Origin of the sequence: Croceicoccus sp. BE223, assembly GCF_031457155.1 — a bacterium.
Classification (GTDB): Bacteria; Pseudomonadota; Alphaproteobacteria; order Sphingomonadales; family Sphingomonadaceae; genus Croceicoccus.
The window spans coordinates 50,465-63,120 of the sequence record NZ_JAVDWB010000003.1 but is presented as its reverse complement, the minus strand read 5'-3'; the positions used below and the strand labels follow the sequence as shown (position 1 = coordinate 63,120).

The window sequence follows — 12,656 nt, the reverse complement described above, 5'->3', positions numbered from 1 at the left end:
GTTCTAAGATGGTCGCACCGCATCGATTGCATCGGCCCGGGCGAGAACTGCCCGCGTGGCCGACGCGCTGCGCCTCACGGCCTCGTCCAACGTCAGCGCCCGATGTGCCTTGCTGACGATTTCGACCCCCCACGGACCGTCGAAACCGGCCAACCTTGCCGCCCTCACCAAGAGCGCATTGTCGAACTGGCCCTGATCAGGCTGGAGTCGATGGTCGACCATGTCCGCCCAGAAGTCGGGATCGGGCGGCCCCTCCGGGACGCCGTCCAGCTCGACCGCGAGCAAGGTTCCGCGCGGCATCGCAGCTATCGCATCCAGCGACATGCCGCAGCGGACGACGTGCATGCTGTCGATGAGGATCCCGCCATTCGACCGGCCTGCACCGACAACGACGGCAAGGCCCTTTTCTAGCGTGTTGAGGTTCGACGCCTTCATCAGCTCGATGACGACCTTCGCACCCAACTCGCCGAAGCGGTCGCACGTGCGTGCAAAGCCGCTCACCATCTCGTCAGGTGCGACATCGCCCTCGAATGCTCCGATGGCCTTTATCTGCGTTGCGCCGATCGCGTCGGCCAGATGCAAGGCCTCGTCGCACAGGCTGGCGTCTTCCGAGAACCAGTCCGTAAGAGCCTCGATCTCGATCTGGCCGATGCCGTTGCCGCTCAGCATCGAACGGATGTCCGCAGCAGAGTGGTCAAGCAAGGCCGCAGAAACATCCTCGAAGATGAAACCCATGCCCGCAAAGCCCGCTCGCGCGCAGGCCTCGATCCGATCGCGAATGGCAAGCGGGCTTGCCAGGCGGCCCGGTTCAGGCCGGATATCGCCCGCATGGGTCCAGTTGGCTGCATGGAGTTTGTGCATCACCTCAACCCGATTGTCCCGCGTGCCGGATATTATCGAGGTGATAGGGATGATCTGGCGCCAGCTGCTGAATTTCGATCACGTTTCCATCGGGGTCGTAACCGTAGATTGCGCGAATCCCCCCCTCGCTGATGGCTTGATTGTCACCAAAGCGCATGCCCGCCTCGACGAGTTCATCGTAAACGGCGTCAAGGTCGGTCACATCGACCGCGAAATGCGTGTACCCGCGATCATTGGGCCGCAACGGAGCGCCTTCGCGAGACGGTGGACTGCCATATTCGAAAATTTCCATGCATACCCGACCCGCCCGCATCATCACGGTGCGCGCCGCCGATCCAGATACACCGATGGCGCGATCGATTTCCGGTGAATTCGACCAGCCGCCCGGTTCGGTGATGGCGACAAAGCCAAAAGCGCGTTCATAGAATTCCCGCATTCTATCGAACTGCGCGGTGTGGATCGCAACGTGGTGAATGCCTGTAATCATCGGTACCTCATAGTGTTTGCCACATCGCGATGATCGTGCGCCGTAGTGGGGGGCGATCCCACCACGAGCGTCGAGTAATGCAGTTCAAAGCGTTCGCGCTGCCCGATCGCCCTCCCTGATCGCTTCCAGGGCCGAACGGGGGGCATAGGCGTCGCCCACGAGCCTCGTGGCCGCGTGACGCTCGCACGTCTCGACCAGTTCGGTGACCGGTTGGGCGGGTACGCCAGCGACGACGAAATCGCAGCTTGTCGCCACTTCCTTGCCTGTCGTTCCATCAAGGACCAGTAGCTCGCCGTTCCGGATCGAACGGGCCTGGCTTTGCGTCATGACCGTCACCCCCCACTCGGGAAGCAGCCGCAGGTAGTCGGCAAGGTGCGTGAAACCCAGGTTAGCGCCAAAATGGAGGAACGGAGTAACAACCGTGACTTTCGCGCCGCGCCTGACGAGAGCTTCGACGCAAAGACTGGTCTCGTAAGTGCCGCGGCGGTCTACGATGACGGCGTGCGTTCCCCGCATCTCGAACGTGCTTCCCTCAATCTCGCCTTTAACAGCGGAATCGATGTCGAGGATGGGCACGCTGCCATCGCTGGAAAGTTCGAACTGCGATTTCGCCTTGGCACCGCTGGCCAGCACGATGGTGTCGGGCCGCAAGTCCTCGATCATCTTTTCATCGACCGTGGTCTGCAACATCACGCGCACTTGAAGAAGCGAGAGTTCCTGTTCGAGCCAGGACGTCATGGCCAAGAGATTCGACGCGCTGCCGAGGCTCTCGACGAGATTGAGCCTTCCGCCGAGGCGGTGACCGGATTCGGCCAACGTGACCTGATGGCCGCGCCGTGCCGCGACTTCGGCCGCCTTCATGCCGGCGGGACCGCCACCGATGACGAGAACCCGTTTGGGCTTCACCGGTTCGGCGTCCAGTTTGCGAAAGCGGTTTTCCTCACCGACCTCGGGGTTCTGGATGCACGTGATCGGGTACATGCTGACACGGTCGATGCACCCTTGGTTGGCCCCGGTGCAGGTGCGGATGCGCGGCGCCTCTCCGTGCTCCAGCTTGTAGACGAGGTCAGGGTCCGCGATCTGCGCGCGGGTCATGCCGACCAGGTCGCAATCGCCGTCGAGAAGCGCCTGTTCGGCGAGGTCGACCGTAGGCATCTTGTTAACGCCGATAACGGGGACGCGCGCAGCAATCCGTTCGCGAAGGGCATGGACCGCAGGCAGCGTTTTGCCGAACTTGTGCCGATAATTGGTGATGACCTGCGCGTAGTCGAAGTTGCCGCTGCCCTCGGATGTGTTGACGTAGTCGAAGCGGCCCGTCGCAGTCAGTTCGTCGACGATGTCGCAGATATCGTCGAAGTCCAGGCCCCCGCGCTGCCGTCCGCGGAAGTCGTCCAGCGACACGCGAATGCCCAGCACCTTGTCGGGTCCGATTGCTTCGCGCACGCGGCGTGAAAGCTCGTGTGCGAAATAAGTGCGCTGCCCCCATTTATCCGTGCGGTAATTCGAAAACGGCGTCCAGGATTGCTGCAGCAGATAGCCATGCGTGCCGTGCAACTCGATACCATCCATTCCGTTCTCGACCGCGCAGACCGAAGCAGCGACGAACGCGTCCAGGACCTCTTCGATTTCGGCGTCGGTCATGACGTGACATGCTTCGCCGTCAGCGCTTTCCAGCGGCGAGAAACCCCAGATCGGCTTGAAGTCGTCGTGGGTCTCTGCCTTGCCCATCACGCCGAAATGAAAAACCTGCGCCAGGATGCGGCCGCCGTGACTGTGGATGCGATCGCTCAGTTTCCTGAACTTGGGTCCCATCGTCGCCGCGTCGAAGACCCAATGGTTGAGCATCTGGCTGGCTTCGTGGACATGCATGGCCGTCGTCATCATCAGGCCTGCTCCGCCGCGCGCCCGGCGTTCGAGATAGGCCATGTAGCGTTCGCCGTCGCAGTCCGGCCTGAAGAAGTCGGTATAGGCGGCGTGGGCGGTGATAACGACGCGGTTCTTGAGCTCGGTGGGGCCGAGGCGCAAGGGTTCTAGCAGTTTCATGGCTTCCTCTCCCAAGGATGCGCGCCCTTCAGGCTGCGCACTGTGCCGTCCTTCGGAAACCGCCGCCTACTTCGGCAGCAGGGCGGCCCGTTTGTAGTCTGCGATGTCCTCGGCTTCGATCTTCCATGGGTCGCCCGGCTTCCAGGCCTCGTGCGCGCGCTTCCACAAGCCGAACACCCCCATGATGTGCATCGGGTCACCATGGATTTCGGTGAACCCGCCATTGAGGCTGCGCGTGTCGAAATAGGCGGCATTCACCTCGTCGGCATAAAGCTCGGTGGCCAGTTCATAGCCGAGGTCGAGCCAGTGCCTGCGCTCGGCGTCGAAATCCGAGACGAGGTAGGCCAGGTGATGGTACCCCTCCTCCCCTTGCCGATACATGTCGCGGTAAATCGAATTCTTGTCGTCATGCTGCTCGATGAACTGGATCATCGTGTCGCCAAGATAACCGAATGCATAAGACACGTCCGCTTCCTCGGCTGTGCCACGATACGTGAATTCATCACACTCATGATGGCGCACCATGAAGAAGGGACCGGCTCCGAAGGCCTCGGACCACTTCCGCGCAGCTTCGTCGATGCTGTTAACGTAGTAGGCGTATTGGAAGAGGTGTCGATTTCCGGTCATGCTGTCCCGTCCCGCGGCGTTTTCCTGGCGTTCGCGAGAAGATGGCAGCGACCGGACCGACGTTCCAGACCGGAGCGGACTTCGACCTGCGCCCCCCTGCTCGCAACCCGAAGCTAGCTAAGATTCAACAGGTGCACAATAAAAATGTGGCTGTGGGCTGCTACTTCTGCAGGCCTGCCGGAAGCGTCTTCATCATGTGGATGTGGTTTCGCAGATATACCTGCTGCGTTTCCTTGGGCCACACATCGGGCTGTGTAGTGACCATTGCCGCGATGCCGTTCAGGAAGATCTGGATCCCGTTGGCGTGAAATTCCTTGTCGATGTCCTTGGACAGCTCGCCTCGTTCCACGGCATAGTCGAGGATCGTCATCAGGGTGCGATTGGTTTCCTCGATGCCGATCAGACGTTCTTCGGCCAAGGCGGGATCGTGCGTAACCTTCCCCCAGAATCCGAACCATGCCTGCCAGTCACGCAAGTTGGATTCCGTGATGGGCAACAGGGCCGAAATGCATTCGAGCAGGTCGCCGCCCGCATCCATCACGGTCTGCACGCGAACCGGTGTCTCGCTCAGCACGGATCCGAACGCGGAGAGTAGAAGGTGCTGCTTGTCGCGGAAATAATGCGAAAGAATGGTCGAACTGTAACCCGCCTTGCGCGCGACCGCGCGAACCGTAACGGAATCGATGCCTGTCTCCGCAATCATTTCCTTCACGATGTCGGCAATGACTGCGCGGCGTTTATCGTGATCGACAATAAGCGGCATCGTTCGAACCCATCAGTCACCGTTGTTACAAGACAGGCCCCTTAGTCAGGAATTCGACGGAACTGAAGGGCTATCGACCGGCGACCCGACAGTCGGTCTACCATGCATGAATGCCTCCGTCCCATTTCCTGAACTTGCCACTGTCTTCCAGCGTAAGATTGCGGATCGCGATGATATTGTCACGAGCGGCATCTGCAGGCTCGAGATCGGCGACATCGCCCGCCATCTCGGTCTTGATCCAGCCGGGATGGAGAAGCGAAAAAATCAGGTCCTCGTGCCCTTCCTCCTGCGACAGTGCGGTCATCGCCCGGTTCAATCCTGCCTTTGCCGTCGCATAGGAGTATCCGATCAGGTGGTCGTAGGAATGCGCCGCCGTCTGGCTTGTGATGGACACGATCTTCTTGTCATGTCCGCGACGCACGTGGGGCAGGAAATTCTGCATCACCCGGAAAGGGCCCATCAGCATGATGTTCAATTCATGCGCCCAGTTGTCGTAATCCATGTTTTGAAAAGTCTGGGTCTCAAGGCCTCCCCAGACACCGGCGTTGTTGATCAGGATGTCAATGTCGACGTCCTTCAATTCCTCTGCGCAAGCCTTGACGGACTCCATGTCGCCCACGTCCATCCGATGTACGGTGAGGCGCCCTTCGCTGGCGGCGGCCACATCGCGCAGTGCGCTCGCCTTCTCCGGATTGCGGCAGGTCGCATGCACGCGCTCGCCCTGTTCCGCGAACTGCTTGGCCATCTGGAAACCTAGCCCGCGTGCTGCGCCGGTGATGAGTATGTTTTTCATGGTCAATTCGAACCCGCCTTGCGATCGAGATACTTCATGAGCGTCCGGTGCATGTGCCGGATGCGGATTTCCTGGTAGTTGGCCAGCGTCACCCCGTCGCGGCCCAGAGTCGCGCAGCCAAGCTGCGCCGCTTCCATGTTGCCTGTGTCCTGGTCATAGACATTGCCGATGTAGGGATCGATGCCGGGCACCGTTGTGTAGGATTCCTCGGACCGTAGCCGATAGGGCTCGGCCGTTTCCCATTTGCTGCCATCGGTCGGCCGCTGCTTGAGAATGACGAGGTCGAAGAGCGACCTGTTCACGCTCATTCCCAGCGGACGGAAGCGGTAGACGATAGGGAAGGCAACGCCCGAGAAAAATTGCTGGTTGGGAAATGCTAAGTAGGCAATCGAATCGACGATCTCGGAATCCGACGTCTCGTCGAGGTTGCGCATGCCTTTCGCGCGCGAGGTATCGCGGAAGAACTGAGCCATGATCTTCCGGGCCGAACTGCCCTCGGGAACGACGAGCTTTTCGCCGACATCGCCGCTGTCGCCCATCAGGAAACTGTCGAGAATTTCCTGCTCGCTTGGCACTTCGTCCAGCAACGCGCTGGGTGATCCGGCCACGTTGATCAGCCGACTGACGTTGTCACCGTAGAAATCGTATTGCGTATTCGCATCGCCGTTGGTCCGCATCAATTGCGGGTGGGTCTCCATCACGTGATAGGCTTCGAGAAAGGCTTCGGAAGCGATCTTCCAGTTGCAGTTCAGTTCCTTCTGGACGTGCATGGCGACATATCGGTTGGCGAATACGTCGCTCTCCAGGTGATCCGGCAACGGCGCAAGGTACTCGAGCAATGGCTCCGCCTCGTCGTCGAGATTGACGAAGACGAACCCTCCCCACATTTCGCAACGCACCGATTTCAGCGCATAGTCGGCCTTCCTCACGTGGGGAAAGTCCCACTCGCACGGAAGAGACTTCAATGTTCCGTCCAGGTTCCACTGCCAGCCGTGATAAGGGCAGCGGATGATGTCTGCGCTTCCCTCGCTTTCGCGCGGCTTCAACATGGTGCCGCGATGCATGCATGCGTTGCGATAAGCCTTGATCGCGCCGTCTTCGGTTCGGACCACGAGTACCGAATAGGGTCCAAAATCATAGACGATATAATCGCCGTCCTCGGGGATGTGCTCCTCCCTGCAGGCCCATTGCCAGACCCGGGGCCACATGTCCTTTATCTCGCGGTCAAAGAATTCCTGGGAAATGTAGCGCTCGACAGGGATGTCTTCGTCACCCAGAAATTCGTAGCTTTGCTCCGTAAGATACCGCGGGACGCAACGGCTATCGTTGGCCAGGATATCCTGGACGCTGACACCCGGGCACCGGGCTTCGCCGGGCTTTTCGTGGGTCTTCGCTTCGTCTGTCATCATTCCATCCTGAGCCACGCGTGTGTTGTTGCTCGCTCATCACCCAGGAAACGTCATGCCTCGAGCCGGGCGCCTTCGATTTCCTCGTAGAGCCCCGCCCATAGAACCGGGCTGATGCAGTCCGACGGGGAGATTTCGCCGGATTGGACGGCAGCACCCATCTTTCCCAACTCTGCCATCGGGTCATCCGTTTCCATTTCCATGGTCACCAGATAACCGTAGGGCGTACCTTCGCCGGTGGTGCCGGGGACCAGCTTCATCCTCTCTGAAGACTGAAATCCGGCCGCCTTCAGCACCTCGCCCATGTGAACGTTGGTGTGCCAATCGTTGAATTCCTCGTCCCGCCCCGGGGCAGCGTCGACGAGGGCCACGAACCTGTATCGCTTAGCCATTGCATGCTCCTTTTCAGTGTGCGGTCCATCCGCCATCGAGCGCGATCGAGGCGCCATGCATGTAGGGCGAGGCATCCGAGGCCATGAACACGACGGTGCCCGCGATCATGTCGGGAGTGGCAACCTTGCCCGCCGGCATGCGCGACATGAGGACCGCGTTTTCCGGGGCGTCGGGATCGAAACCCGCCATCATCGGAGTCAGCGTGATACCAGGCGAAATGCAGTTCACCCGGATGTCGTTCTTGGCGTAGTCGACGGCCGCCGCCTTGGTGTAGCCGAGGATCGCATGCTTGGCGGCGGTGTAGTGCGCCGAATAGCCCAATGCGATGTGGCTCTGTGCCGAGGCATTGTTGATGATCGAACCGCCCTTCCCCTGCTTCAGCATCTGCTGGATCTGATACTTCAGGCAAAGGAACGTCGAGCGCACGTTGGTGTCGAAGCTCTTCACGCAGTCTTCTTCGGTAAGGTCGGCGAGCAGGCCCATGCCGTAGAAGACGCCGGCATTGTTGAACGCCACATCGAGACTGCCATAAGCGTTCACCGTTTCGGCAACCAGCGCTTCGACTTGAACGGCTTGCGAAACGTCGCATTGAAAGAACCGGCACGTGCCTCCGCTTGCCTCGACCATGCGGAGGGTCTCTTCACCCGAATCCTCGCGTCGGCCGCAGATCATGACGTTGGCCCCTTCGCGCGCGAAGGCGATGGCCACCGCTTGGCCGATCCCGCTGCCACCGCCAGTGACGATCGCCGATTTGCCGTCCAGTTGTCCCATTCATCCTCTCCGCTTCTATGATTTTGATATGGCGAGTGCTTGCGCGCCTTGCGTGAAAATTCATGACCCGCCGAACTGCAACCTCAAGGGAACGTGTGCATCCCGCCTTCGAGCATGAAGGTCTGGCCCGTAATGTAGCCCGCCCCCTCGCTGGCGATGAAAACGGCGAGCGGCCCTGCATCACGTTCGGGATCACCCAGTCGGCGCACCGGGATCTTCTGCTTCAGTTCCTCGACGAACTCGGGCCGCGCGGTCTTCCACGCATCGAACGCGCGGGTTTCCAGCGCTGGGTTGATGATGTTCACGGTGATGCCGTGCTGACCCCATTCGCGCGCGGCGGTGCGCGACAGGCCGCGGATCGCTTCCTTGGTCGTGTTGTAGCAGGTATTGCCCTCGAAGCCGACCTGGCCGGACGAGGATGCAAAATTGATCACTCGGCCGTAGCCGGCCTTCTTCATGTGCGGGAACGCAGCCTTCATGAACCACAGCGACGCGGTCGCGCCGGTGCGGAAGGTGTATTCCCATTCGTCCTCGTCGGTATCCTCGCAAGCCATGAAGACGGTCGACGGCTGGGGGTTCGCCTCGGTGCCGAAACCCTGCGCGTTGTTGACCACGATGTGGAGCGCCCCGAACGTTTCGACGGCCTTGTCCACCGCGGCAAAGACCTGGTCGCGCTTGCCCACGTCGCAGGCTACGCCAATCGCCTCGCCGCCGGCGTCGCGGATTTCCTTGGCCACCGCATCCACCGTCGACGGGGTGCGCGAGACGACAACGACCTTGGCACCCGCCGCGCCATAGGCAAGCGCCATTGCCCGACCGATGCCGCGCCCCGCGCCGGTCACCAAGGCAACCTTGCCCTCGAGAATCTGTGATCCCATAGCATCCATTCCATCTTTTATTGTTCATCGGTTGTATAAAAAATATGTTGTGAATGCAAGGTCTCCGGACCTATAAATTTCATGACCGGATCGAGGCACGATACGGCGCCAGAAGAGGGAAATCGCGATTCCATGGTGAGCCTGCGGACCGTCGCCAACATCGGAGATCTTCGCACCCGCGCGCGCAACAGGCTGCCGCGGCACCTGTTCGACTTCATCGATGGGGCGGCCTTTCGCGAGGTGACCCGCGACGACAATCTGGCTGAGCTGGCGAAGCTCCGGTTCCGGCAACGGACACTGCGTGACGTCAGTCGGGTGACATTGGCGACCACGTTGCTCGGGCAGAATGCGACGATGCCGCTCGCCATCGCGCCGACAGGGATCAGCGGCATCCTCGCCGGCGGCGGTTGCGGTGAAATGCTGGCGGCCAAGGCCTCTGCGGCTGCCGGCATTCCGTTTACGCTGGGCATGATGGCGCTGAGTTCAATCGAGGATGTGTGCGCCGTTGCGCCTCCGCCTTTCTTCCAGATGTGCATGATGCGCGATCGCGAACTCGTCGCCGCAATGGTCAAACGTGCGGACGCTGCCGGATGCCCTGCCCTCGTCCTGACGACCACCTGGCCCTTTTACTCGCAGCATGACCGGTTGACCAACAACCCGGCGTGGTCGATGCCACCCCGAATCGTTTCGCGCGCGCTTCTCGAATATGCCGCCCGCCCCGCGTGGTCGCTCTCGACGTTGTTCGGACGCGGTGTCCGGTTTCGGAACTTCGACGCGCATCGCGCCGCACCTTGGGATATCGTGGAGATCGTTGGCCAGCTCGACGCATCGACAACTTGGGACGACGTTGCCTGGCTCCGCGATCTGTGGCCCCGCAAACTGGTGTTGAAGGGCATCAACGAGCCGGAAGACGCCGAACGCGCGGTATCCGTTGGTGCCGATGGCTTGGTCGTGTCCAACCACGGCGGCAACCAACTGGACGAATGCAGTGCCACGATCCTGATGCTTCCTGCCGTCGTCAAAGCGGTCGGTACCAGGATCGAAGTGCTCATGGATGGCGGAATCCGCTCGGGGCAGGACATCCTGAAGGCCGTGGCACTCGGCGCGCGCGGATGCCTGATAGGCCGGGCCCATCTCTACGGGCTGGGTGCCGCGGGCGAGGCAGGTGTCGTCAAGGCGCTGGATGTCATTCGCAATCAGCTCCAGATAACAACCGGTCTGGTCGGCTTGGCCGATGTGAAAGACGCATCGCCCGCTATACTTTACAACCCGCCGCAGGTCGGCTGACCCGCGGCGGGCGCCCTCAAGCCCTGGCTTCGTACTCGCGCTGGGCGCGTTCGAGATCCTGCACCAGCGGGTTGCGGCGCAAGGTAAGCCCGCCATTGAGCTGCAACACCTGCCCAGTCATGAAGCAGTTGTCCTGGCTGAGCCACACGCAACCCTCGGCGATATCGTCGCTCGTGCCGTAGCGGCCCAAAGGGTAGCATTCGGCGAAGCAGGCCTTCATCCAGTCGGGAATGTCGCCCCCGCCGAAGTTGGCGTGATGCATCGGCGTGTCGGTATGGCCTGCTGCGATAGAGTTCACGCGAATGCCTAGGCGTCCGTACTGATTGGCAACGGCGCGAACGACGTGATCAATCCCCGCCTTTGTGCCCATGTAGGCTTCGTACCCGCCATCAACGGTGGTCCCCGGCTGGGCGACGGCGGAAGAAATCTGGATGATCGATCCGCCCGCGTCCTGCATCGCTTCCACCATCGCTTGCAAGAAGAAGAACGAACCCTTGAACTGAAGTCCGATGATCTTGTCGAGGTCGTCCTCGCCGAATTTGAGGAATGGAGCGCCAAGCGCCACTCCTGTCGAATTGATCGCAATGTCGAGGCCACCCATCCGCGCCTTGGCCTCTGCTGCCAGTGCAAATACGCTGTCCCGATCGGTCAGGTCGCAGGCAACAGCATGACCGCCCAGCTCTTGGGCAAACGCTTCCAGCATCGCTGCACGGCGGCTCGAGACGGTGACCTCGCATCCTTCGGCCTTGAGCCGGCGGGCGATCGCCTGACCCATGTTGCCCTTTTCGGCAGCACCGATCACCACTGCCTTCTTGCCTTCCAGCCGCATCTCTCGATCCTTCCTTTTATTATGCACGTGTTGTATAAACACCTTGCCGGTGCTGTCAAACGAACAGCTATCAATCGCATCATGGAGAGAGTCGCATGCCACGAACGCTGACCGAGCAGGCCTTCGCGAAGCCGGACAACCCGACCACGCAGGACATTCTGCACCGCGATGGCAGTCCGGTACCGGCGGTCTTCGAACTGGAGGCGCCTCGGTTTCTGGGCGACGACGACATCGACTTCGACCGATACGTCAGCCGCGAATTCATGGAGCGCGAATTCAGGGATCTCTGGCCACGCGTCTGGCAATGGGCGTGCCGCGAAGAGCAGATCCCGGAAAACGGAGACTATTACGTCTACGAGATCGGGCGAAAGTCCTACATCATCCTACGCGACAATTCCGGAACCGTGCGCGCCTACGTCAATTCCTGCCTTCACCGTGGGACGAAGCTGCGCAGCGGCCATCGCGATGGCACTGCGCAGGAACTGTCCTGCCCCTTTCATGGCTGGACGTGGAGCCTGGAAGGCGAACTGGTGCGCGTACCGTGCGCATGGGATGCAACGCACATAGCGGACCGGGATTTCCGGCTCCCGGAAGTGAGGGTCGGGCTTTGGGGCGGATTCGTCTTCATCAACCCCGACGGCAATGCACCGCCACTCGAGGAATACATCGCGCCCCTGCCCGAGCACTTCGCGAATTTCGACATGGCGGGACGGTTCACGGAAATCCACATCGAAAAAGAACTGTTCTGCAACTGGAAGGCTGCGAAGGAGGCCTTTATCGAAAACTACCACACGCAGACGACCCACCCCGAACTGCTCGCCGCCGCTTACGACGAACCGACGCAGTACGACATTCTCGGCCCGCATGTGTCCCGATTCCTCAATGCTTTCGGCGTATCCAGCCCCCACCTCGACCGACCGCTTTCCGAACGCGAGCTGCTGGCCAGCATGCTGGTCAGCGACCGCGACAATCTCATCGATGGCGATTCTTCGGACAGCGGGGAAACCGCTCGCACGGTCATGGCGCGAACCTTGCGCGACGCATTGTCGCGCAAGTATCGCACCGACCTGTCGCGCTTTGCCGATACCGAGGTGATCGATGTCGCGCAGTACGGCCTCTTCCCGAACATGATCCTGTATCCGCAGCTAACATTGCCTGTCGCGTATCGCTTCCGCCCGATCGGACAGGATCCGGACCGATCACTGTTCGAACTGGTCATGCTCCGCCAGAAGCCCGACGTTGGTTCCAGCCCCGAGCCTGCCGAGCCTTTCCGCCTGAAGGAGGACGACAGTTTCGCGCTCGCTCCCGGGTTCGACAAGACCCTAGCTCATGTCTTCGACCAGGATACCGACAACGTGCGCGCGCAGCAGGAAGGCTTCTATGCGAGCGAAAAGGGCGCACAGACCCTGCTCAACTATCAGGAAGTGCGCGTCCGCTATCTGGAGCAGACGGTCGACACCTATCTCGCCGGGCGCCGACCCTGACGGCCGGATCCGTCGGCGCTCTGCGCCGACGGTT

13 protein-coding genes are annotated in these 12,656 nt (G+C 60.9%); 2 read left to right on the top strand and 11 right to left on the bottom strand.

Annotation, left to right across the window (positions count from 1 at the left end; all coding sequences use genetic code 11):
* Window positions 1–3 precede the first annotated feature (3 nt).
* The 10 genes from J2X37_RS07775 to J2X37_RS07730 form a co-directional block, all read right to left on the bottom strand.
* On the bottom strand, window positions 4–861 hold the full coding sequence (locus J2X37_RS07775; protein ID WP_310019707.1) for a TIM barrel protein: 858 nt from the start codon (window positions 859–861) through the stop codon (window positions 4–6).
* A 4-nt stretch (window positions 862–865) separates the two neighbouring features.
* Entirely contained in the window at window positions 866–1,348 is a 483-nt protein-coding gene (locus J2X37_RS07770) for a VOC family protein (RefSeq protein ID WP_310019705.1), read from the bottom strand.
* 84 nt (window positions 1,349–1,432) lie between these two features.
* A complete protein-coding gene (locus J2X37_RS07765; protein ID WP_310019702.1) occupies window positions 1,433–3,391 on the bottom strand; it encodes an FAD-dependent oxidoreductase in 1,959 nt (652 codons plus the stop codon).
* 66 nt (window positions 3,392–3,457) lie between these two features.
* On the bottom strand, window positions 3,458–4,018 hold the full coding sequence (locus J2X37_RS07760) for a VOC family protein (RefSeq protein ID WP_310019700.1): 561 nt from the start codon (window positions 4,016–4,018) through the stop codon (window positions 3,458–3,460).
* Between the two features lie 160 nt (window positions 4,019–4,178).
* Window positions 4,179–4,781, bottom strand: a complete 603-nt coding sequence (locus J2X37_RS07755) for a TetR/AcrR family transcriptional regulator (RefSeq protein ID WP_310019697.1) — start codon at window positions 4,779–4,781, stop codon at window positions 4,179–4,181.
* Window positions 4,782–4,878: 97 nt separating this feature from the next.
* Window positions 4,879–5,574: an SDR family oxidoreductase gene (locus tag J2X37_RS07750; protein ID WP_310019695.1), complete on the bottom strand. Its 696-nt coding sequence runs from the start codon at window positions 5,572–5,574 to the stop codon at window positions 4,879–4,881.
* A 2-nt stretch (window positions 5,575–5,576) separates the two neighbouring features.
* A complete protein-coding gene (locus J2X37_RS07745) occupies window positions 5,577–6,980 on the bottom strand; it encodes an aromatic ring-hydroxylating dioxygenase subunit alpha (protein ID WP_310019691.1) in 1,404 nt (467 codons plus the stop codon).
* A 53-nt stretch (window positions 6,981–7,033) separates the two neighbouring features.
* The gene (locus J2X37_RS07740; protein WP_310019689.1) at window positions 7,034–7,372 is read right to left on the bottom strand and encodes a hypothetical protein; all 339 of its coding nucleotides are present in this window, start codon (window positions 7,370–7,372) and stop codon (window positions 7,034–7,036) included.
* Window positions 7,373–7,385: 13 nt separating this feature from the next.
* Window positions 7,386–8,144: an SDR family oxidoreductase gene (locus J2X37_RS07735; protein WP_310019687.1), complete on the bottom strand. Its 759-nt coding sequence runs from the start codon at window positions 8,142–8,144 to the stop codon at window positions 7,386–7,388.
* A gap of 83 nt (window positions 8,145–8,227) precedes the next feature.
* Window positions 8,228–9,022, bottom strand: coding sequence for an SDR family NAD(P)-dependent oxidoreductase (locus tag J2X37_RS07730; protein ID WP_310019685.1), 795 nt, complete (start codon window positions 9,020–9,022; stop codon window positions 8,228–8,230).
* 81 nt (window positions 9,023–9,103) lie between these two features.
* Here J2X37_RS07730 and J2X37_RS07725 point away from each other — a divergent pair, with 81 nt between their 5' ends.
* Window positions 9,104–10,309, top strand: a complete 1,206-nt coding sequence (locus tag J2X37_RS07725; protein ID WP_310019683.1) for an alpha-hydroxy acid oxidase — start codon at window positions 9,104–9,106, stop codon at window positions 10,307–10,309.
* Window positions 10,310–10,325: 16 nt separating this feature from the next.
* Here J2X37_RS07725 and J2X37_RS07720 read toward each other — a convergent pair whose 3' ends face one another.
* Complete coding sequence (locus J2X37_RS07720) at window positions 10,326–11,138, bottom strand: SDR family oxidoreductase (protein WP_310019681.1); 813 nt, start codon at window positions 11,136–11,138, stop codon at window positions 10,326–10,328.
* 95 nt (window positions 11,139–11,233) lie between these two features.
* On the opposite strand from J2X37_RS07720, the gene J2X37_RS07715 reads away from it, so the two are divergent.
* On the top strand, window positions 11,234–12,622 hold the full coding sequence (locus tag J2X37_RS07715; RefSeq protein WP_310019679.1) for an aromatic ring-hydroxylating dioxygenase subunit alpha: 1,389 nt from the start codon (window positions 11,234–11,236) through the stop codon (window positions 12,620–12,622).
* The last annotated feature ends 34 nt before the right edge of the window (window positions 12,623–12,656 follow it).